15 protein-coding genes and 1 pseudogene are annotated in these 21591 nt (G+C 71.1%); 8 read left to right on the top strand and 8 right to left on the bottom strand.

Annotated elements, in window-relative coordinates; all coding sequences use genetic code 11:
• Window positions 1-168 precede the first annotated feature (168 nt).
• A complete protein-coding gene (locus tag ACTWOL_RS01785) occupies window positions 169-1431 on the bottom strand; it encodes an MFS transporter (RefSeq protein WP_474293565.1) in 1263 nt (420 codons plus the stop codon).
• A 32-nt stretch (window positions 1432-1463) separates the two neighbouring features.
• Window positions 1464-2054 carry an ArsR/SmtB family transcription factor gene (locus tag ACTWOL_RS01780; protein ID WP_474293564.1) on the bottom strand — a complete coding sequence of 197 codons (591 nt, stop codon included), beginning with the start codon at window positions 2052-2054 and terminating at the stop codon, window positions 1464-1466.
• 159 nt (window positions 2055-2213) lie between these two features.
• Between ACTWOL_RS01780 and ACTWOL_RS01775 the strand changes: the two genes are divergently transcribed.
• Both ACTWOL_RS01775 and ACTWOL_RS01770 read left to right on the top strand, forming a co-directional pair.
• Window positions 2214-3551, top strand: a complete 1338-nt coding sequence (locus ACTWOL_RS01775; RefSeq protein WP_474293562.1) for a DUF2252 domain-containing protein — start codon at window positions 2214-2216, stop codon at window positions 3549-3551.
• Window positions 3552-3609: 58 nt separating this feature from the next.
• Entirely contained in the window at window positions 3610-5175 is a 1566-nt protein-coding gene (locus ACTWOL_RS01770) for a phytoene desaturase family protein (RefSeq protein ID WP_474293560.1), read from the top strand.
• 151 nt (window positions 5176-5326) lie between these two features.
• On the opposite strand, the gene ACTWOL_RS01765 is transcribed toward ACTWOL_RS01770, so the two are convergent.
• A complete protein-coding gene (locus tag ACTWOL_RS01765) occupies window positions 5327-6364 on the bottom strand; it encodes a GlxA family transcriptional regulator (protein ID WP_474293558.1) in 1038 nt (345 codons plus the stop codon).
• A 98-nt stretch (window positions 6365-6462) separates the two neighbouring features.
• Between ACTWOL_RS01765 and ACTWOL_RS01760 the strand changes: the two genes are divergently transcribed.
• Window positions 6463-7425 (top strand): NADP-dependent oxidoreductase, encoded by a 963-nt coding sequence (locus tag ACTWOL_RS01760; RefSeq protein ID WP_474293556.1) that lies wholly within the window; start codon window positions 6463-6465, stop codon window positions 7423-7425.
• A 157-nt stretch (window positions 7426-7582) separates the two neighbouring features.
• Here ACTWOL_RS01760 and ACTWOL_RS01755 read toward each other — a convergent pair whose 3' ends face one another.
• Window positions 7583-9310: a serine hydrolase domain-containing protein gene (locus ACTWOL_RS01755; RefSeq protein ID WP_474293554.1), complete on the bottom strand. Its 1728-nt coding sequence runs from the start codon at window positions 9308-9310 to the stop codon at window positions 7583-7585.
• Window positions 9311-9603: 293 nt separating this feature from the next.
• Here ACTWOL_RS01755 and ACTWOL_RS01750 point away from each other — a divergent pair, with 293 nt between their 5' ends.
• Together ACTWOL_RS01750 and ACTWOL_RS01745 are read left to right on the top strand one after the other, a co-directional pair.
• Window positions 9604-10722, top strand: coding sequence for an NAD(P)H-dependent flavin oxidoreductase (locus ACTWOL_RS01750; RefSeq protein ID WP_474293552.1), 1119 nt, complete (start codon window positions 9604-9606; stop codon window positions 10720-10722).
• On the top strand, window positions 10719-12296 hold the full coding sequence (locus ACTWOL_RS01745; RefSeq protein ID WP_474293550.1) for an acyl-CoA synthetase: 1578 nt from the start codon (window positions 10719-10721) through the stop codon (window positions 12294-12296). Before ACTWOL_RS01750 ends, ACTWOL_RS01745 begins: the two co-directional genes overlap by 4 nt.
• 209 nt (window positions 12297-12505) lie before the next feature.
• Here ACTWOL_RS01745 and ACTWOL_RS01740 read toward each other — a convergent pair whose 3' ends face one another.
• Window positions 12506-13576 carry a WxL protein peptidoglycan domain-containing protein gene (locus ACTWOL_RS01740; protein WP_474293548.1) on the bottom strand — a complete coding sequence of 357 codons (1071 nt, stop codon included), beginning with the start codon at window positions 13574-13576 and terminating at the stop codon, window positions 12506-12508.
• Between the two features lie 74 nt (window positions 13577-13650).
• Window positions 13651-16581 (bottom strand): GH92 family glycosyl hydrolase, encoded by a 2931-nt coding sequence (locus ACTWOL_RS01735; RefSeq protein WP_474293546.1) that lies wholly within the window; start codon window positions 16579-16581, stop codon window positions 13651-13653.
• 325 nt (window positions 16582-16906) lie between these two features.
• Between ACTWOL_RS01735 and ACTWOL_RS01730 the strand changes: the two genes are divergently transcribed.
• Window positions 16907-18418 carry an acyl-CoA synthetase gene (locus tag ACTWOL_RS01730; protein ID WP_474293544.1) on the top strand — a complete coding sequence of 504 codons (1512 nt, stop codon included), beginning with the start codon at window positions 16907-16909 and terminating at the stop codon, window positions 18416-18418.
• Between the two features lie 36 nt (window positions 18419-18454).
• Here ACTWOL_RS01730 and ACTWOL_RS01725 read toward each other — a convergent pair whose 3' ends face one another.
• On the bottom strand, window positions 18455-18619 hold the full coding sequence (locus ACTWOL_RS01725; RefSeq protein ID WP_474293543.1) for a hypothetical protein: 165 nt from the start codon (window positions 18617-18619) through the stop codon (window positions 18455-18457).
• Window positions 18620-18711: 92 nt separating this feature from the next.
• Between ACTWOL_RS01725 and ACTWOL_RS01720 the strand changes: the two are divergent.
• Window positions 18712-18969, top strand: a pseudogene (locus ACTWOL_RS01720) (sensor histidine kinase); the annotation flags it as partial.
• 36 nt (window positions 18970-19005) lie between these two features.
• Here ACTWOL_RS01720 and paaK read toward each other — a convergent pair.
• Window positions 19006-20307: a phenylacetate--CoA ligase PaaK gene (gene paaK, locus ACTWOL_RS01715; RefSeq protein ID WP_474293541.1), complete on the bottom strand. Its 1302-nt coding sequence runs from the start codon at window positions 20305-20307 to the stop codon at window positions 19006-19008.
• Between the two features lie 195 nt (window positions 20308-20502).
• Here paaK and ACTWOL_RS01710 point away from each other — a divergent pair, with 195 nt between their 5' ends.
• Window positions 20503-21354, top strand: coding sequence for an alpha/beta fold hydrolase (locus ACTWOL_RS01710; RefSeq protein WP_474293539.1), 852 nt, complete (start codon window positions 20503-20505; stop codon window positions 21352-21354).
• Window positions 21355-21591 lie beyond the last annotated feature (237 nt).

The raw sequence follows: 21591 nt of genomic DNA, 5'->3' as shown, positions 1-21591 counted from the left end.
CGGCGGGGTCGGCCGTCGTAGGCACGAGGCCTTGCCCCGCCTCTCGCGCCGTTCCCTCGTCACCACACGGGCATGCCGGGCCCGTACCGTCGATCTGCTGCGTCGATCTGCTGCGTCGGTCAAGTCGGAGCCGGGACCAGGCTCTTGCGCCGGACTGCCCTGAGGCGGTCACGCCGACTGCTGCCGGGGCAGTTCGGCGCGACGCACCGCATCGGAGGCAAGGGCCATGGCCACGCCCAGACCGGCGAAGGCGCCGCAGCCGAGGAACACCGGGGCGGCACCCCAGGCGCCGATGGCCGCGCCGGCCAACGGGTAGCTGAGGGGGCCGAGACCGACCATGGTGAGCATGACGACGGAGGTGACCCGGCCGAGATAGGCGGGGTCTGCCGCGATCTGTATGAAGGCGTTGGCCAGAGTGCCGAAGACGCCCGCACTCAGCCCGATGACCGCGGCCAGCACCATGGCGAGCCAAAGGGTCGGCACCAGCGCGATGGCGGCCGCTCCCGTGCAGCCCACGAGGAGTGTCCCGGCAAGGACCAGGCCGGCACGAGGCAGCCGGCCGGCGATGGCGAGCAGTGCGGCGCTGACCGCCGCTCCCGCGCCGAAGCTGCCGACGATCCAGCCGTAGCCGGAAGGGCCCCAGCCACGCTCGGCGTTGAGGAGCACCATGCCGACGGTCAGGGGGCTGATCAGGCCGATTTCACAGAGGGCGCCGACGATGACGAGCGGGCCGATGAGGGGGTGGCGCCGGATATAGCGCAGCCCGTCGAGCAGGTCCTCGCGTGCGGTGCCGGGTTCCGGCTGGTCCTCGGCTCGCGCCCCGAGAGGCTGTATTCGTAGGGCCAGCAGGAGCGGCAGGGACAGTGCGAAGAGCAGGCCGGCGACGGTGAACGCGGCCGCCGTACCTCCCAGCCCCATGGCCAGGCCGCCGATGGGCGGGCCCGCGATCTGACTGAGGCGCATCGACAAGGAGCGCATGCCGGTGACCCGGGCCAGCTGGTCGGGGCTGGTGATCCACGCGGGGAGAGCCCCGACTGCGGGGACGAAGAGCGCGTCCAAGGCGCCGAAGACGAGCGCCACCGCGACCAGAATCCACAAGGCCGGTGTGGTCAGAGCGATGCCGGTGGCCACCGTGAGGATGAGCACACAGCGCAGCGCGTCGCTGCCGAGGATCACCCGGCGGGGGCTGAATCTGTCCGCAACCACGCCCCCGCCGAGCATGAGTAATGCCCGTGGCAGCGCTCCGGCGGCCATCACGAGGCCGACCTCGGCAGCGCCGGCTGCCTCCTGGGCGGACCAGCCGAGCGCAGCGAAGTACACGCTGTCGCCGATGAGGGAGACGGTGTACGAGGTGAGCCAGCGCAGCACGTTGTGGTCGCGGTAGGCCGGCGTGGTGGCGCTTTCGGGCACGGCTGTGCGTGCGGTGTCCATCGCGAGCTCCATCGGGTGGGGTACGGGCCGGGTCAGAGCCGGAACGGGAAGCCGTAGAGGTGCACGGCCACGTGCTCGCGATCATTGGTGTCGCCGGCCGCTCCGGCGGCCTTGCCGCGCTCTCGCCAGCGCTGGGCCAGCGCCTGGAACTCGGCGCTCATCTCGGCGAGTTCGGCGGGCGTCAGATCGAGAGCCCACTCGGAACTGACAGCGGCGTCCGTCCATGCCTTGCCCCAGGCCGCCGTCTGATCCAGATACGTGCGGTACTGGGCAGTGCGCGTGTCGAAGATGCCGCGAGTCACCGCGCCGACCGTGGCAGCCCCTTCGGGCGTGTCCGCGAAGTCCGAGTTGCGAAAGCCCAAGCCTTCGGACGCCACCTGCCACCACCGTTCACGGCCGTCGCTGCTCCGGCCGGTCGCCTCGGTCACGAAGCCGTGCTCGGCCAGCTTGCGCAGGTGGTAACTGACCAGCGACGGCGCCTGGTCGACCTGCTCGGCGAGCTGAGAGGCGGTCGCGCTGCCCGAGGCATACAGCAGCCGGTAGAGCTGCATCCGCAGCGGGTTGGTGAACGCCTTCAGCCGGGACAGGTCGGTGATCCGCTCGGGTTCGCGCTTCGATCGCATACCCGCCACCGTAGATTGTGAAATATAAATTCCGCAATATTTCTTTCGGAAATGGTCGGGGGCTCCGCCACGGCGGGAGCCGGACGCGGCTTGCCGGGCCCTCACCCGCTCGGCTTTCCTCCCCAGGTCAAGACGCCGTGCCCGGCGCACAATGGCCCTATGACGGATGCCGCCGATCAGGAGCAGCGCGGCCGCGACGCGCGCAAGCGGGTGCCCAGGTCCGCACATGGGAGCTGGATCCCCGCCGCGGACCGGCGGGATCCCCTCGAGATCCTCGAGGCGCAGGCCCGGAGCCGGGAGCCCGGCCTCGTGCCCATCCGGTACGGCCGGATGGCCGTCTCGCCGTTCACCTATCTGCGCGGCGCCCCCGCCGTCATGGCCGCCGACCTCGCCGTCCAGCCCCAGAGCGGGCTCACCGTCCAGCTGTGCGGCGACGCTCACCTCCTCAACTTCGGCGCCTTCGCCTCCCCCGAACGCGACCTGCTGTTCGACCTCAACGACTTCGACGAGACCCTGCCGGGCCCCTTCGAGTGGGATGTGAAGCGGCTGGTCGCCAGTGTCGCCGTGGCCGCACTGGACAACGGTCACCCCGAGGCCAAGGCCCGGCAGGCCGCACAGGCCGGGGCCGGGGCCTACCGGACCACCATGCGGCGTCTCGCCGGACGCGGTGAACTCGACGTCTGGTACGAGCGGCTCGACGCAGCGGAAGTCCTGGCCCTGGTGCGCAACGTGGACCGCGCCCGCGTCGAGACGCAGATCGCCAAGGCCCGCCGCCGCACGAGCCTCCAGGCACTGGAGAAGCTCACCTCCGTCATCGACGGCCGGCGCCGTATCGTCTTCGACCCCCCGCTGCTCGACGTGCTCGATATGCCCGACGCCTCGGCCGTACGGAAGATCCTCAGCGACTACCGCAGCACCCTCCCCGAGGACCGCAGGGTGCTCCTCGACCGCTTCCGGTTCGTCGAGGCGGCCCGCAAGGTCGTGGGCGTCGGCAGTGTCGGCACCCGCTGCTATGTGGCGCTCATGACCGGCCGCGACGACGCCGACCCGCTCTTCCTGCAGATCAAGGAGGCCGAGCGGTCCGTGCTTGAACCCCATCTGGCCCGCTCGCAGTACAAGCACCAGGGCCAGCGTGTCGTCGCCGGGCAGCGGCTGCTCCAGGCGGCCAGCGACATCTTCCTCGGCTGGGTCAGCGGACCCGCCGGGCGCCACTTCTACTGGCGGCAGCTGCGTGACATGAAGGGCTCGGCGGACATCGCGACCATGAACCCGGCGCTGCTCGGCGAATACGCCGGACTGTGCGGAAGGACCCTGGCCCGCGCCCACGCCCGGACGGGCGAGCGGATCGCGATCGCCGCCTACCTCGGCACCTCCGACCGCTTCGACCGGGCCGTGGCCGACTTCGCCATGACCTACGCGGACCGCACCGCCGCCGACCATTCGGCGCTCAAGGCGGCCATCTCGTCCGGTGCCGTCACCGCCAGAGAGGGTGTCTGACGGGCGGGCGCAGCCTCGCCCCCTGGCCCGGGGCGATCATCGCGTGCTACGAAGAGGCATGCCAGCAGCCGAAGCGTTCTCCCGAGCCGTGTACGACGCCGTCATCGTCGGTGGTGGCCACAACGGTCTGGTCGCCGCCGCCTACCTCGCCCGGGCCGGGTGGGACGTCCTCGTCCTGGAACGTCTGGGCGGCACCGGGGGAGCGGCGATCTCCACCCGCCCGTTCGCGGGGGTCGACGCACGTCTGTCCCGCTACTCCTATCTGGTCTCCCTGCTGCCCGACAAGATCGTCAGCGATCTGGGGCTGCGTTTCGCGGTGCGCAAGCGGACCGTCTCCTCGTACACCCCCGCCCTGCGCGACGGCCGGGCGACGGGACTTCTGGTCGGCGGAGGCGAGGAGCGCACCCGTGAGTCGTTCGCGGACATCACCGGCTCGGACGCGGAGTACGCCTCCTGGCTCCGCTTCTACGAGCGCACCCGCACGGCGGCCGAGCGGATCTTCCCCACCCTGACCGAGCCGCTGCCGTCCCGTGAGGAGTTGCGAGAGCGGCTCGGCGACGACACGACCTGGCGGATGCTCTTCGAGGACCCCATCGGGGTCGCGATCGAGGAGAACTTCCAGGACGACCTGGTCCGGGGCGTCGTCCTCACCGACGCGCTCATCGGCACCTTCGCCGACGCCCACGACGCCTCGCTGGTGCAGAACCGCTGCTTCCTCTACCACGTCATCGGTGGCGGCACAGGGGACTGGGACGTCCCCGTCGGCGGGATGGGGGCGCTCACGGACGCACTGGCCGATGCGGCGCGCGGCGCGGGAGCGGAGATCGTCACCGGCCACGAGGCCGTGCGCATCCACACCGATGGCGAGAGCGCCGAGGTCGTCTTCCGCACCGGAGAGGGCGAGGGCACCGTCGCCGCCCGCAAGGTCCTGGTCAACGCTTCACCGCAGGCCCTGTCCGGGCTGCTCGGCGAGGAACCCCCGGCCCCGCCGGAGGGCGCTCAGCTCAAGGTCAACATGCTGCTGCGCCGGCTGCCGCGGCTCCGTGACCACCGCGTCGATCCGCACCAGGCGTTCGCCGGCACCTTCCATATCGCCGAGGGCTACGAGCAGTTGGCGACAGCGTACGCCCAGGCCGCGGCGGGACGGCTGCCCGGGGCGCCGCCGTCCGAGATCTACTGCCACTCCCTGACCGACCCTTCCATTCTCGGCTCTGAGCTGTCCGCGCAGGGCTACCAGACCCTGACGCTCTTCGGACTGCACGCTCCCGCGCGGCTGTTCACGGACGCCCCCGACGCGGCCCGCGACGCCCTGCTCAAGGCGACGCTCGCCGAACTGGACGCCCATCTGGAGGAGCCGATCACGGACTGCCTGGCCCTCGACGAGGCGGGACAGCCCTGCATCGAGGCGAAGACGCCGCTCGACCTGGAGCACGACCTCCGGCTGCCGGGCGGGCACATCTTCCACCGCGACCTGGCGTTCCCGTACGGGGACGGCTCCACGGGCCGCTGGGGGGTCGAGACGGGGCACGCGAACGTACTGCTGTGCGGCGCGGGTGCCGTGCGTGGCGGTGGGGTGAGCGGCATCCCGGGCCACAACGCGGCGATGGCGGCACTGGGACGCTGACGCGGGGCCGTACGACGCAGGACGCGCACCCCCGGTGGTCCCGCGTCCCGGGCGTCGTCGGCACCGTCACGCGTTGACTCGTCACGCGTTCCGTTCTCACGCGTTCGCTCGTCACGCGTTCGCGTCGTCCCGTGTGTTCGCGCCCTCGGGCCTACGCGCCGTGGAAGGTGCGCCGGTACGCCGCCGGGGACACCCCCACGAGCTCCCGCATGTGCTGCCGCAGGGAGTTCGCGCTGCCGAATCCCGCACGGTCCGCGACCAGGTCGACGGACAGATCACTCGTCTCCAGCAGCTGTTTGGCGACCTCGACGCGCTGCGCGGTGAGCCACTGGCCGGGGGTGACGCCCGCCTCGTCGCGGAAGCGGCGGGTGAAGGTGCGTACGCTCATCCGCGCATGACCGGCCAACTCCGAGAGCGTCAGCGGCCGGTGCAGCCTCTCCAGCGCCCAGGCGCGGGTGGGCGCCGTCGTGGCGGTCGTCGGCGCGGGTACGGGACGTTCGATGTACTGGGCCTGGCCGCCGTCCCGCCACGGCGGCACGATGCAGCGCCGGGCCACCTGATTGGCCAGGGCGCTCCCGTGGTCGCGGCGCACCAGATGCAGGCACACGTCGACGCCCGCCGCGGCGCCGGCCGACGTCAGCAGATCTCCGTCGTCGACGAAGAGGACGTCCTCGTCGAAACGCACGCGCGGGAACTGCCGCCGGAAGTGATCCGCCTCCGCCCAGTGCGTGGTGGCGGGGCGGCCGTCGAGCAGTCCGGCCGCCGCGAGGACGAACGCACCCGTGCAGATCGACACCGTCCGGGTCCCCGGCCGGATCCGTGCCAGGGCCGCGGCCAGGTCCTCGGGCAGCACGCCCTGTGTGCCGATGGCGCCCAGCCGGTGGGTCGGCGCCACGATCACCGTGTCCGCGCGCTCCAGCGCCTCGGGACCGTGCTCCACGTCGATCGAGAAGCCCGCCTCGGTGCGCACCGGACGCCCGTCCGGAGTGCAGACGGCCACCTCGTAGAGCGCGGTCCCGTCCGCGTCGCGGGCGCTGCCGAAGATCCGCGCCGGGATGCCGAGCTCGAAGGTCATCACACCGTCGAGGGCGAGGACCACGACGCGGTGCGGATCGGTCCCCGGCGGCACGACACAGCCCTCGTACGCGTCCCACTCGCCCGGTGCGTTCCGCTGCTCCACGATGTCCATGGCCAGATTCTGTCACATCATGGCCATCCGGCCAGTTCTGGATCATCGTGGTGACGGCGATCGTGGTGGTGTACCGCAAGGAACGGAGAGGACAACCCATGAACGACACCACGATGCGCGCGATCGGCCCGGCCTCCTGGGGCGGTCCCGAGGTGCTCACCGCCGTGACCGTCGACCGGCCCGTCCCCGGCCCGACGGAGATCCTCGTCAGGGTGCACGCGGCGGGCGTGAACCCGATCGACTGGAAGACCCGGGCGACGGGCGGCTTCGGGATGCACGGCGAGCCGCCGGTGCTGGGCTACGACGTCTCGGGCGTGGTGGAGGCGGTCGGCGTCGGCGTCACGCTCTACCGCCCGGGTGACGAGGTCTTCGGCATGCCCGAGTTCCCGCGCCAGGCGGGCGGCTACGCCGAGTACGTCACCGGGCCCGCCCGGCACTTCGCACCCAAGCCCGCGGCCCTCGGCCATGTGGAGGCCGCGGCTCTGCCGCTGGCCGGGCTCACCGCCTGGCAGGCCCTCGTGGAGACCGCCGGACTCAGCACCGGGCAGCGGGTGCTGATCCACGCGGCATCGGGCGGCGTCGGCCACCTCGCCGTGCAGATCGCCGCGGCGCGGGGGGCGCAGGTCATCGGCACCGCCAGGGAGGAGAAGCACGCGCTGCTCAAGGAGCTGGGCGCCGACGAGCTGATCGACTACACCCGGCAGGACTTCGCCGAGGTGCTCGGGGAGCGCAGCGTGGACGTCGTCCTCGACTCCATCGGCGGGGACTACGGCACCCGCTCGCTGCGAGTGCTGCGGGACGGCGGCACCCTCGTCACCCTGCCCTCGCCCGACGAGGTCCCGCCGGCCGTCGACGGCGACCCGCGGGGGAGCCGCTCCGGCTTCACGCTGGTGGAACCCGACTCCACGGGCATGCACGCCCTCGCGGCACTGGCCGGGGAGGGGAAGCTGCGCCCCGTCGTGGAGACCGTGCTGCCCCTGGAGCATGCCGCCGAGGCACACCGGCTGGGCGAGACGGGCCGCACCCGGGGCAAGATCGTGCTCTCGGTGCGGGAAGGCTGAGCACAGCCGGCGGACAGGGCGCCGACGGTCGCTACGGGGGCCCGCACCGTGCGCGGCCCGCACCGTGCGCGGCCCGCACCGTGCGCGGCCCGCACCGCGCGCGGCCCGCGCAGGCCGGTCCCCGTCCCGGCGGTATCGCCCGCGGCCCCGCTGCCGCTCAGTCGGCCGCGGCCGTCCAGCCCCACGCCGTGATGCGGGCCGCGTCCCGCGGCCTTGACTCGTCGAAGAGCGTTCCCCGGCCGTCCTCGACCCGCAGGCCGTCCACGTACACCCCGCGCCCGACGTACCGCGGTCCGGCCGAGTACCGCCAGCGCAGCCGGACGGGGCTTCCGCGCCACGAGGACAGATCGCACTCCACGCGGTGCCAGACGCGGTCCGACCAGCCGGTGGCCCGGCCGTCGGGGTGAGCGCGTGGCGCCCGGCCGGGGCGCACGGTCGTGAAGGGGACCGGCCGCCAGGTGGCACCCGCGTCCGCCGACGCCTCGAGGACGGCCCCGCCCGAACCCGGTTCGGTGTCCCACCACAGGGCGCAGCACAGCCGTGCCCGCCCGGTGGCCCCAGGGGCGAGCTCCGGCAGGGTGAGGGTCGCGGTGGTGTCCGCGGACATACCGGAGAACCAGGCGGTCTGCCCGTGCCGGGGGCGTACGGCCACGGCCCGTGCCAGATGATTCGCCGCGGCCACGCGCGGCGCGCTGCCGGAGCGCCACCTGCGCACCGGATGGACGGAGTTGCCGAGCAGCACGAGGAACGAGTCCGTCGACGGGTCGAGGACGAGAGCGGTGCCGGTGAACCCGGTGTGCCCCGCACTGCGCGGAGTGGCCATCGCCCCCATGTACCAGTGCTGGTAGAGCTCGAAACCCAGCCCGTGGGCATGGCCGGGGAACGCCGTGTTGAAGTCCGTGAACATCAGCTCCACGGAAGCTTCGGAGAGGATCCTGGCGCCCCCGTACGCCCCGCCGTCGAGCAGGGTGCGGGCGACCGCGGCCAGATCCCAGGCGCAGGAGAACACGCCGGCATGACCCGCGACGCCGCCGAACGCATACGCGTTCTCGTCGTGCACCTCGCCCCACACCAGCCCCCGGTCGAGACCCGACCACGGCGGCCGGGCGTCCTCGGTCGCCGCGATCGACGGCTTCCAGGACGGCGGGGGGTTGAACCGTGTGCGCCGCAGCCCGAGCGGGGCGGTGATCTCGTCGTGGAGCAGCACGTCCAGGGTGCGGCCGGTGATCTTCTCCAGGACCAGCTGGAGCGCGATCGGATTGAGGTCCGAGTACAGATACGCCGAGCCGGGCGGATGCGCGGGTGCCTCGTTCCACAGCCGCCGCAGCCGCGCTTCCCGTGACGGTTCCTCGTACAGCGGGACCCATGCCCTCAGGCCCGAGGTGTGGGTGAGGAGTTGGCGTACGGTGACGTCCTGCTTGCCCGCGGCCCCGAACTCCGGAAGGTACGCGGCGACCTTCTCCTCGAGCCCCAGCGCACCCCGCTCGAGCTGCTGGACGGCCAGGAGCGACGTGAACAGCTTGGAGACGGAGGCCAGATCGAAGACGGTGTCCTCGGCCATCGGGATCCGCCGGTCCGCCGGGAACTCCACCCCCGCGTCGGAAGCTTCGTCATAGGCCGCGTACCGCACCGCCGTGCCGATCGGCCGGTGCAGGGCCACCGTCGTCCCGCGGCCCGCGAGGAGCACCGCCCCCGCGTACCAGGGGTGCTCGGGCGAGGGGGCGAGGTACGTCTCGGCGTCGGCGACCAGACGGTCCAGATGGGCCGCGATCAGCCCGGCCTGCCCGGGGGTCCCGTGGCGCAGGACCGCGCGGACGCCGTGGTGGGTGTCGTCCCCGGCCCGTGGATCCCTCGCTGCGGCGTGGCCTGGGACGGGTCCGACCACGAGCGCACCTCCCAGTGCCGGCATTCCGAAGCCCAGCAGCCGGCGGTTGATCCCGCCACGCCCTGAACCGTCTGCGCCGCCCGGCCGGGCGGCGCGTCCGTCATACCGCACCCTTCCCGACAGAATCCTTCGGGGCACCGTGCAACACGGAAAAGTCTCGTACCGCGACCAGGCGGCGGCAAGGGCGCGGCGGCTCCGAAGGGCCCGCGCGGGCGCACGGCCGCGGACAAGAATCTGACACAGCATCAGAAAATCTCTTCCCTCGACCGTTCCGCTGCGGCATCCTGCCGCCCATGGAGACGGAGCTGAGCAAGAGACTGGGCGTGGAACACGCCATCTTCGGCTTCACGCCGTTCCCCGCGGTCGCCGCCGCCATCACCAGGGCGGGGGGTTTCGGGGTGCTCGGCGCGGTCCGCTACACCGAACCCGACGACCTCGCCCGCGACCTCGACTGGATGCAGGAGCACACCGGCGGAAAGCCCTACGGCCTCGACGTCGTGATGCCCGCCAAGAAGGTCGACGGCGTCACGGAGGCCGATGTCGAAGCGATGATCCCCGACGCCCATCGCCGCTTCGTCCAAGAGACCCTCGCCAAACACGGTGTCCCCGCACTCGCCGACGGTGAGGCCTCCGGATGGCGCATCACGGGCTGGATGGAACAGGTCGCCCGCAGCCAGCTCGACGTCGCCTTCGACTACCCCATCAAGCTCCTCGCCAACGCGCTCGGCTCCCCGCCGCCCGACGTCGTCGCCCGAGCCCACGAGCACGGCGTCCTCGTCGCCGCCCTCGCCGGCAGCGCCCGGCACGCCCGCCGGCACGCCGACGCGGGCATCGACATCGTCGTCGCCCAGGGCTACGAGGCAGGTGGCCACACGGGCGAGATCGCCTCCATGGTGCTCACCCCCGAGGTCGTCGACACCGTCGCACCGCTGCCCGTACTGGCCGCCGGGGGCATCGGCAGCGGAGAGCAGATCGCGGCCGGGCTCGCCCTCGGCGCCCAGGGCGTCTGGCTCGGCTCGATCTGGCTCACCACCACCGAGGCCGATCTGCACTCCCCGGCCCTCACCCGGAAGCTGCTCGCCGCCGGCTCCGGCGACACGGTCCGCTCCCGCGCCCTGACCGGCAAGCCCGCCCGTCAGCTGCGCACCGAGTGGACCGACGCCTGGGACGATCCGGACGGCCCCGGCGCCCTGCCCATGCCCCTGCAGGGCCTGCTCGTGGCCGAAGCCGTCTCCAGGATCCAGAAGTACGAGGTCGAACCGCTGCTCGGCACCCCGGTCGGCCAGATCGTCGGACGGATGACCTCCGAGCGCAGCGTCCAGGACGTGTTCGACGACCTCACCCGCGGATTCGAGCGGGCCGTGGACCGTATCAGCCGTATCGCCGGAAGGACCGGAAGGAGCGGATCATGACGGAGCAGCAGGCGGGGTCCCCGAAGACGCAGCCCCCGGGAGGCTTCTGGGCCCAGGCTGCCGCCGACCCGGGCCGCAGCGTGCTCGTCGCACCGGACGGCGAGGAGTGGACCGCGGGCCGGCTGCTCGCCGACGCCAACCGACTCGTCCACGGACTGCGCGCCGCGGGTCTGGAGCGGGGTGACGCCTTCGCCGTCGTGCTGCCCAACGGCGTCGAGTTCCTCACCGCGTACCTCGCCGCGTCCCAGGCGGGCTTCTATCTCGTCCCCGTCAACCACCATCTCGTCGGCTCCGAGATCGCCTGGATCGTCGCCGACTCGGGCGCCAAGGCGCTCATCGCGCACGAACGCTTCGGCGCCGCAGCGAGGGCGGCGGCCGACGAGGCGAAGCTGCCCGGGAGCCACCGCTACGCCGTCGGCAGGGTCGGCGGGTTCCGTCCGTACGCCGAACTCCTGGACGGACAGCCGGACACGGCGCCCGCCGACCGCACCCTCGGCTGGGTCATGAACTACACATCCGGTACCACCGGCAGACCACGCGGCATCCGCCGTCCGCTCCCGGGCAAGCTCCCCGAGGAGACCTACCTGGGCGGCTTCCTCGGCATCTTCGGGATCCGGCCCTTCGACGGCAATGTCCATCTGGTCTGCTCGCCGCTGTACCACACGGCCGTGCTCCAGTTCGCGGGCGCCTCGCTGCACATCGGCCACCGGCTGGTGGTGATGGACAAGTGGACGCCCGAGGAGATGCTCCGGCTGATCGACGCGCATGCCTGCACCCACACCCATATGGTGCCGACGCAGTTCCACCGGCTGCTCGCGCTCCCCGAGGACGTACGGGGACGGTACGACGTGACGTCGATGCGGCACGCCATCCACGGTGCGGCCCCCTGCCCCGACCATGTGAAGCGGGCGATGATCGAGTGGTGGGGGACCTGTGTGGAGGAGTACTACGCGGCGAGCGAAGGCGGTGGGGCCTTCGCCACGGCGGAGGACTGGCTGAAGAAGCCCGGCACTGTCGGCAGGGCCTGGCCCATCAGCGAGATCGCCGTGTTCGACGACGACGGCAAACGGCTGCCTCCCGGTGAACTCGGCACGGTCTACATGAAGATGTCGACCGGGGGATTCAGCTACCACAAGGACGAGACCAAGACCCGCAAGAACCGCATCGGGGACTTCTTCACCGTCGGCGACCTCGGGGTGCTCGACGAGGAGGGCTACCTCTTCCTTCGCGACCGCAAGATCGACATGATCATCTCGGGCGGAGTCAACATCTACCCGGCCGAGATCGAGTCCGTGCTGCTGAGCCACCCCGCGGTGGCCGACGCCGCCGCCTTCGGCATCCCGCACTCCGACTGGGGCGAGGAGGTCAAGGCCGTCGTCGAACCGGCGGAAGGCGAGATCCCGGGCCCGGCCCTGGCCACCGCGATCCTGGCCCACTGCGAGCGGCAACTGGCCGGATACAAGCGGCCCAAGAGCGTCGACTTCATCGATGTGCTGCCCCGCGACCCCAACGGCAAGCTCTACAAGCGGCGGTTGCGTGATCCGTACTGGGAGGGCCGCGACCGCGCGATGTGATCCGCCGTCCCACCGTCCCACCGTGCCGCCGTCCCGCCGTCCCGCCGTCCCACCGTGCCGCCGTGCCGCCGTCCCACCGTCCCCGGCAGCCGCCGGGGAGGGCTCTGTGGGCTGCCGGCGGGAGGGGACCCCCAACGGCGGAACACCGCGAGCGGATCACTCCGAGTGGACCACGCGCACGCCTGGCAGTGTGGCGCATGAAGACGGGGTCAGTTCTCCTGCGTCGTGTGGTTGCGCAGTGCTTGCTCGACGGCGTCCTGGACGCGCTTGTCCTCGCGTAGCTTGCGGCGCTTGCGCCTGTGGCGCGTGAGGAGAAGGGCTCCGGTGACGGCGGCGATCAACAGCAGCAGGGCCCAGGGCACGGCCCAGCAGTGTGCTGTGGCCTGTTCGGGCGCACGTGGGCTGGTGGATCCCGAGACGTCGGTGAGCACGGGAGTGAGGGTCGCCGTGGCGGTCAGGCTGACTCCGGGTGCCACACCGTGAACGGGCACCGTCATCTTCCAGGTTTCGCCGGGCAGCAGGTCCGGTGGCGGTTTGACCGGGCCGGCGTCGGTCCGCAGCCAGCCGAACGGGCCCGTGACGGACACCTGCTGGCGTGCGGACAGGATGGTGTTGCCGGTGTTGTGGATCGTGTAGGTGACGGTGGCCCTGCCTTTGGCGAAGGGATTGAGCGATCCGGTGTACTTCACACGGAGGTCCTCGATCGCGAGCTGCGGCTTGAGCTCCCCTCTGACCCGCAGTGTGATGCGGATCCCGAGGCGCCGGTCCACATTGACGCCCTCGGTCTCGGTGGGCTGTTTGAGCGAGGTGAGGATGCCGCCCACGTAGTCGCCGGGCCTGGCATTGCCCGGCACCGTGACCGTGAAGGGAATCCGGGCCGACTTGCCGGCCGGGATCACGACACTGCCGTGATCGGCCCGGACCCATGCGCCGACGCCGGCGGACTTCTTGTCCTTGGTGAGCAGGTCGAGCCGGCCGATGTCGGTCGTGAAGCCGTCGGCGGCGTAGACGGCCAGTTTCAGTGGGGTCTTGCCGTGGTTGGCGACGACCATGGCGTCTTTCACCCGTCCGCCGGGACTGACGCCGTAGCCGAAGCTGGACCGGTCCTCGCCGTGCTCGTTCGCGGCCGTCCTGACCGTCCAGGTGACTTCGCCGTCCGCGGCGAGTGCGGGGCAGGCACCCAGACCGGTGATCACGCCGGCAATGAGCAGAGCGAGGGTGACGGTGCGGACGAGTGCGCCGAGCACGGTTGGTCTGCGGTGGGTTGGGAGTGTGGGCATCGGAGGGTTCTCCTGGTGCGGGAGGCGGGGCAGGCACGCGAAGGTGGCCGCCCCGCCCTGTGGAACGGGTTGGATCAGTTGGTCAGTGCGGTGATGGTGAGAGTGGCCCGGTAGCGGCCCTCTTCGACGGTGTCCGGGATCTTCAGGTCCAGGTCGGCGCCGAGCTTGGCGGTGCCACGGGGATGCCCCTGCACTGCCGAGCCGAGGCTGCGTGAGACGGACAGGCCCTGGCCGTGGTCGTCGTAGCCGGAGGCCACTCGCTCACCGGCGCCGGCGCCCGCGCCGCTCTCGAGGAGGCGCGGGGTCCAGCCGAGGTGGGAGCCGGGGAACGTCGTGCCGGAGTCCTTGAAGTCGCTCACGTTGGCCGAGATCACCCACGGAGCCGGCGAACGGCGGCTGTCCGACACAAGGATCGGGTTGATCCTGCCGCTCGCGACGAAGTGGTCCCCGTTGACTTCCCGGGCGGTGCCGAGGTCCACCAGGCCATTGCCGCCGTCGATGCTCCAACCGAACTCACCCGGCGCCGGCTTCGGAACGTTGACCTGGAGCTCCTGGCCGTCACCCCGCGGTTCGACGGGGTTGGTGGCCCAGGTCTTGTTGGGCTGTTCGGCGAGCCGGTAGGCAAGGGTGCCGCCGGAGAGCGTCAGTCCCCGGTCGACCCAGGAGTTGTCGCTTCTGCGGTCGTTGACGCGGACCGCGTCGATGTACTTGTGCTTGGCGTCGGCGTTCGGTGCGCTGATGACGATGTCCCCTTGGGTCGGACGGTCCAGGACCGCGTGGGGGAACAGCGGCGCGGCCAGCAGGAGGTTCGCCCCGCCCGGGGTCTGCGGGAACAGGCCGAGGGCGGAGAAGACGTACCAGGCCGACATCGTGCCCAGGTCGTCGTTGCCGGGCAGGCCCGCGGGGCCGGTCCCGTAGACGGTGTTGACGATTTCTCGGACGGTCTCCTGGGTCTTCCAGGGCTTACCGAGAGCGTTGTAGAGCCATGGCGCGTGGAGACCGGGTTCGTTGGTGGGGTCGTAGCGCAGCGGGTCGCCGCCCTTGAGGGACCAGGAGCCGTCCGGCTTGTGGAAGAAGCCGTCCAGACGAGTCGCGGCGGCGTCCCGGCCACCCATCGCCTCGGCCAGGCCCTGGACGTCCTGGGGGACCATCCACGTGAACGAGGCGGAGGTGCCCTGGGCGAAACCGGTGCCCGTCTGCGGGCTGAAGGGGGTCACCCAGGAACCGTCGCTGTTGCGGGCCTGGATGTATCCGGCGCCCGGGGTGGCATCGGGGTTGAACACATTGCGCCAGTAACCGGCCCGCTGGGTGAAGGTCGCCGCGTCCTGGGTCCGGCCGAGCAGCTTCGCCCACTTCGCGAGCGCGGAGTCGGCGACGGCGGACTCGAGGGTCTCGGCCGCGCCGCCCCAGCAGTGGCAGTTGTTCTGAGGCATGTAGCGCAAATCCAGGTACTGCTGCAGATTGGGGCGCTGCCCCACGCACTGCCCCACACAGCCCGCGTCGGAGAGACCGTCCGGATGCGGGACGGTGGCCTGGCGGACGAGGGAGTCATAGGCGCCCTGAACGTCGAAGTTGCGCACGCCCATGGCGTAGAAGGTGGCCAGGGTTGCCGCCGTCGGGTCACCGTTCATGACGTGGGTGGCACCGCTGACGTGCACCCAGCGGTCCCAGACTCCGCCGTTCTGACGGGCGAAGTTGTACAAGGACTGGGCGAAGTCGCCCGCGATGTTGGGCTTGAGCAGGGCCAGCAGCTGGATCTGGGCACGGTACTGGTCCCAGCCGGAGAAATTGCTGTACTGGGCTCCCTGGCTGGCGCCGATCTCGTGCACCTTGCCGTCCATGCCGTAGTAGCGGCCGTCGGTGTCGCTGATCAGGTTCGGCTGCATCAGCGAGTGGTAGAGCGCGGTGTAGAAGGTGGTGCGCTGGGCATCCGTCCCGCCGCCGATGCGTACCGACCGCAGTTCGCTGTCCCAGGCGCGGCTGCCGGCGGCGGCGACGTCGCCGACTTCCGCAGATGCGGGTACTTCCTGGCGGAGGTTGCTCTCGGCACCGGCGAGGCTCACGTACGAGATCCCGATACGCATGTTGACAACGTTGTCATCGCTTGTGTCGAAGCCGACGTATCCACCCGAGCCGCGTCCGGCCCGCCCGGCGCCCGCGTAACCCTCACCGCCGGAGACCGCGGTGGAGCCAGGGGAGAGAGTGCCGTCGTGCCAGGTGCCCATGGAAGCGAACGCGCGGTCGAAGGAGGCGCTGAAGTAGAGCTTGTAGTAGCTCTTGCGGTTGTTGGTACCGCCGTTGGCGCGCTGGCCGCAGAAGGCGCCCGTGAGGACCCAGCCGGTCACCTTGCGCTGCTCGGCGTCGATCTCGACGTGGGCGTCCTCGCTTCCGTTGAGGGAGTTGGAGACGCGGAAGAGCAGGTTGGCGGGCTTGTTCTTCGGGAAGGTGAAGTCGGCGACGCCGGCCCGCTGGCTGACGGCGAGGTCGGCGGTGGCGCCGGAATCCAGACCGAGGGTGTAGCGGCCGGGCTTGGCCTGCTCGTTGTCGTGCGAGAAGTTCGACGCGTAGACGGCGTCCTTGGTGTCGGCCGACGGCGAGGAGTCGACCTCCCCGACATGCGGCATGATCGGCACGTCGCCGGCGGCACCCGGATGGCATCCGGTCCCGTTGAGATGGGTGAGGCTGAGGCCCCGGATCCGTGTCACGTCGTAGTTGTAGCCGCCGGCGGCCCCGGTGTTGGTCTGGTCGCCCCTGGTGCTCGTCGGCGACCAGGCGATCATTCCGTACGGGAGTGTGGCGCCCGGGTAGGTGGTTCCGCTGTTGCGGGAACCGATGAGCGGGTCGACGTAGTCGGTCGGGTGCTCGACGAGTGCCGGAGGGGCAACCGGACCCGCGGCCAAGGCGGTTGGTGGCGCGGCGGACAGGGCGAGCATGGTGGACAGCACGACGAGAGCGGACCGCCGGACGAACTGCCCGCACATGGCAGGCAGGGATCTGAGACGCATGACGAGGATGAACCTTCCAAGGGGGATGGCGAATTGGCCGGAACACACGGTTGACACATGATCCCGGTGTTGGGCGATGAGTCTAGGGGGGTGGCGGTGTCGTGTGAACCTGCCGTCCCCGCCGCAATCGATCCATTTCCGTGAGCAGTTGACGGTGGCGCGCCGGGTGTCTTCGCCTCCTCGCCTTCGGTGTGATGAGGCCATCGGCCCGGTCGGCGAGGTGGCTGCGATCCGGCTGCCCGGGGCGCCGATGCCCGGTCCGGCAAGGGCATGGCCCGGCCCTTCGATGCTTGACGACTGCTCCACGGCCGCCAAGGATCCAGTCATGGCAGCCTTGGAGCAACTCCTCAACAACACTGTCGACGGCCTCGTACACCACAGCGCCGGGCGCGTACCCGATCGCATCGCCGTCCGCTACGCCGACCGTTCCTGGACCTACGAGCAACTCGACCGGGCCGTCTCGACCGCGGCCGCCGTGCTGAAGGACCACGGCCTCGGCCAGGGCGACCGTGTCGCCACCTACGGACACAACTCCGACGCGTATCTCATCGCCTTCCTGGCCTGCTCGCGCGCCGGGCTGGTCCATGTGCCGGTGAACCACCACCTCACGGGCGACGACCTCGCGTACATCCTGGACCAGTCGGGCAGTTCACTCGTGCTCGCCGACCCCGGCCTCGCCGGCCATGTCCCCGAGGGTCTCGCCGTGCGGGCCCTGCGCGATACGGACGAGTCCCTGCTCAACGCCCTCGCCGAGCCACGGGACCACGGCATCGGGCACGACACCGACGCACTCGTACAACTGCTCTACACCTCGGGCACCACCGCCCTGCCCAAAGGCGCGATGATGACGCACCGCGCTCTGGTGCACGAGTACATCAGCGCGATCACGGCCCTGGACCTGGACGAGAGCGACCGCCCCGTCCACTCGCTGCCGCTCTACCATTCCGCACAGATGCATGTGTTCCTGCTGCCGTACCTCGCGGTCGGGGCCGAGAACACCATCCTGGACGCGCCCGACCCCGCACGGATCTTCGACCTCGTCGAGGCCGGACGTGCGGACAGCCTCTTCGCCCCGCCCACGGTCTGGATCGGTCTCAGCGGTCATCCGGACTTCACCAGCCGCGATCTGACGGCCCTGCGCAAGGCGTACTACGGCGCCTCGATCATGCCGGTGCCCGTGCTGGAGCGTCTGCGCGGGACGCTGCCCGGACTCGCCTTCTACAACTGCTTCGGCCAGAGCGAGATCGGACCGCTGGCCACCGTGCTCGGCCCCAAGGAGCACGAGGGCCGGATGGACTCCTGCGGTCGGCCCGTCCGTTTCGTCGAGGCCAAGGTCGTCGGCGAGGACGGCGAAGACGCCCCCGACGGCACGCCCGGCGAGATCGTCTACCGTTCGCCCCAGCTGTGCCTGGGCTACTGGGACAAGCCCGAGGAGACCGAGGACGCCTTTCGGGACGGCTGGTTCCACTCCGGCGATCTCGCCGTACGAGACGACGAGGGCTACTACACGATCGTCGACCGGGTGAAGGACGTCATCAACTCCGGTGGGGTCCTGGTCGCCTCGCGCGAGGTCGAGGACGCGCTCTACACCCATCCCGCCGTCGCCGAGGCCGCGGTCGTCGGCCTGCCCCATGCCCGCTGGATCGAGGCGGTCACCGCGGTCGTCGTCATCCGCGGCACCTCGACGGTGTCGGAGGAGGAACTGCTCGCCCATGTGCGTGAGCGGCTCGCCGGCTTCAAGGCCCCGAAGCGGATCGTGTTCGTGGACGAATTGCCGCGCAACGCGAGCGGCAAGATCCTCAAACGGGAACTGCGCGCCCGGCTGACGGCACGGTAGTCACCGGCAGCACCCCGTGCGGCGGACGACGGGTTGCTACTCGCGGCCGCCGAAGGTCTCCTGCTGGCACTTCTTCTCGATCTCCTTGGAGTTGGGCGGGATCTGGCCCTCGGGGTTGGCGTATCCCGATCCGTCCGGCGCGGGGATGACCATGTACTTGTGCCGGTGCATGCACGCGATCCACTCGCGGAAGTCGTCCACGTAGTGCGGGTTGGTCTCCTCTTCCAGCTCGGGCGGGTTGAGAGGCCGCGTCGACTCGCACTTCTTCGCGGCCGCCGGGTGCGGGTGACAGCGTCGACCTGTGGGTCCGCCGCGACGGTGCCGACGCGGTGATCGAGGTGGCGGACACCGGTGCGGGAATCGCGCCCGAGGACCTGCCCCATGTCTTCGACCGCTTCTGGCGCGCGGAGAAGTCGCGCAGCCGGCAGACCGGCGGAAGCGGTCCGGGTCTGTCGATCGTACGCAAACTCGTCGAGGCGCACGGCGGCACCGCGACCATGAGCAGCACCCCTGGTGCCGGTGCCGTCGTGACGCTCCGGCTGCCCGCGTGAGATCGCTCCGGGCTCGGGGCCGAGGCCGGAAGGGCTCTACCGGAGATCCACGATCCGTTTGATCTTGCCGACCGAACGCTCCAGCGTCTCCGGATCCACGACCTCCACCGCCACCGAGACGCCGATGGTGTCCTTCACCGCCGCCGCGATCAGCCCAGCGGCCGCCGCCCGCTGATCGGACGACGCGCCGGCCCGGGCCTCCGCCCGCACGGTCAGGGCGTCCATGCGGCCCTCGCGGGTCAGCCGCAGCTGGAAGTGCGGGGCGACACCCGGCGTACGCAGCACGATCTCCTCGATCTGCGTCGGGAAGAGGTTCACACCGCGCAGGATGATCATGTCGTCGCTGCGTCCGGTCACCTTCTCCATCCGCCGGAACACACGTGCCGTCCCCGGCAGCAGCCGGGTCAGATCCCGGGTCCGGTAACGGATCACCGGCATGGCCTCCTTGGTGAGCGAGGTGAAGACGAGCTCGCCCTCCTCACCGTCCGGGAGCACCTCTCCCGTGAACGGGTCCACGACCTCCGGATAGAAGTGGTCCTCCCAGATGTGCAGCCCGTCCTTGGTCTCCACGCACTCCTGGGCGACGCCGGGACCGATCACCTCGGAGAGTCCGTAGATGTCCACGGCATCGATCGCGAAACGCTCCTCGATCTCCCGCCGCATCTCCTCGGTCCACGGTTCCGCACCGAATATCCCGACCCTGAGCGAGGTCGACCGGGGATCGACGCCCTGCCGTTCGAACTCGTCCAGCAGGGTGAGCATGTACGACGGCGTCACCATGATGATCCCGGGCCGGAAGTCCTGGATCAGCTGGACCTGGCGGGCCGTCATCCCGCCCGAAGCCGGGACGACGGTACAGCCGAGCCGCTCCGCTCCGTAGTGCGCGCCGAGCCCGCCCGTGAACAGCCCGTAGCCGTACGCCACATGGACCGTGTCGCCGGGACGGCCGCCTGCCGCGCGGATCGAGCGGGCCACGACGTCCGCCCAGGTGTCGAGGTCGCGCTCCGTGTAGCCGACGACCGTGGGCAGCCCCGTCGTCCCGCTCGAGGCGTGGATGCGCCGCACCCGCGACTGCTCGACCGCGAACATCCCGAACGGGTAGTGGTCCCGCAGATCGCCCTTCGTGGTGAACGGGAAGCGCGCCAGATCGTCCAGGGACCGGCAGTCCTCGGGTGCGAGCCCGGCTTTGTCGAACGACTCGCGGTAGAAGCCGACGTTCTCGTACGCATGACGCAGAGCCGCCCGCAGCCGCTCCAGCTGAAGCGCTCGCAGTTCCTCGCGGCCCAGCCGCTCCCCGGCATCCAGCAGGTCCGTCGTCGGGCGCGTCTGGTCGGTCATACGGAGACTCCCGTGTCCGGCTGACAAGTCGGGCGACCGATCATTCGGTCGAGCTGTCGGAGATCAGTAATCCAGTCACCCGGCCGGGCGTCAAGACTTCGAGGGGCATCGCCCGCGGCGGGGCCCCCGTGGCGGGGCGAACGGCACACCGGGCATGCACTGGCGGGATCGGGGACGTCCGGCGAGGATCGCCGTATGCCGGTCTTCAGCGCGTATGACGGGACCACACTCGCCTATCACCTCTCAGGGAACGGCGAGCCGCTGATCTGTCTGCCCGGCGGCCCGATGCGGGCCTCCGCCTACCTCGGCGACCTCGGGGGGCTCACCGCCCACCGCAGGCTCGTCCGGCTGGACCTGCGGGGCACCGGGGACTCGGCCGTGCCCGCCGACCCCGGGACCTACCGCTGCGACCGGCTCGTCGACGACGTCGAGGCATTGCGCGAGCATCTGCGGCTGGACCGTATCGACATCGTCGGGCACTCGGCGTCCGGGAACCTCGCCGAGCTGTACGCCGCGGCCCACCCCCTGCGCGTGCGCTCCCTGACCCTCGTCACCCCCGGCACCCGCGCCGTCGGCATCGAGGCCACCGAGCAGGACTGGCGCGACGCCATCGCCCTGCGGGAGGGCGAGCCCTGGTACGAGGCGGGGCGCGCCGCCTGGGAGGCCTTCCTGCACGGCGGCGCGCTCGACGACCTCTGGTCCGACATCGTGCCGTTCATGTACGGCCGCTGGGACTCCACCGCCCAGACACACGCGGCAGCCGACGCCCACCAGTCCAATCACCAGGCGAGGGGCGTCTACTACGCGGACGGAGCCTTCGATCCGCCCGCCACCGTGCGGGCTCTCGCCGCGCTCGACGCGCCGGTCCTGGTACTCGCGGGCGAGTTCGACGGCGGCCCCTCACCGGCGCGCGCGGCCGAGCTCGCCGCACTGTTCCCGCACGCCAGGACGGTCGTCCAGACGGGTGCCGGGCACTACCCCTGGGTGGACGACCCCGAGGCCTTCCGCCGCGCCGTCGCCGCGTTCCTCGACGATCCCGAGCCTTGACGGGAGGGGACCCCCCGCCCTCGTGCGCCACCCGCACGGAGTAGGGCACCGTGGACCGCCCGCCACGACCCGTCCCGGCGGCACGGCCGTGACCGGCGAAGAGGGCAAGGCCCTTTCCGCGTAGGGGAGTTGGGGCCCGCTCCGGCGCGCCCACGCGTCGGCCGGCAGGGCGCGTGAAGATCTCCTGTGGGCCCGCTTAAGAAATCCTCGATGGACTCGGCGGTTCCGGGTCGGCAG

The sequence above is a fragment of the Micromonospora sp. IBHARD003 genome, from assembly GCF_056106285.1.
This window is presented reverse-complemented; position numbering and strand designations above follow the sequence as displayed.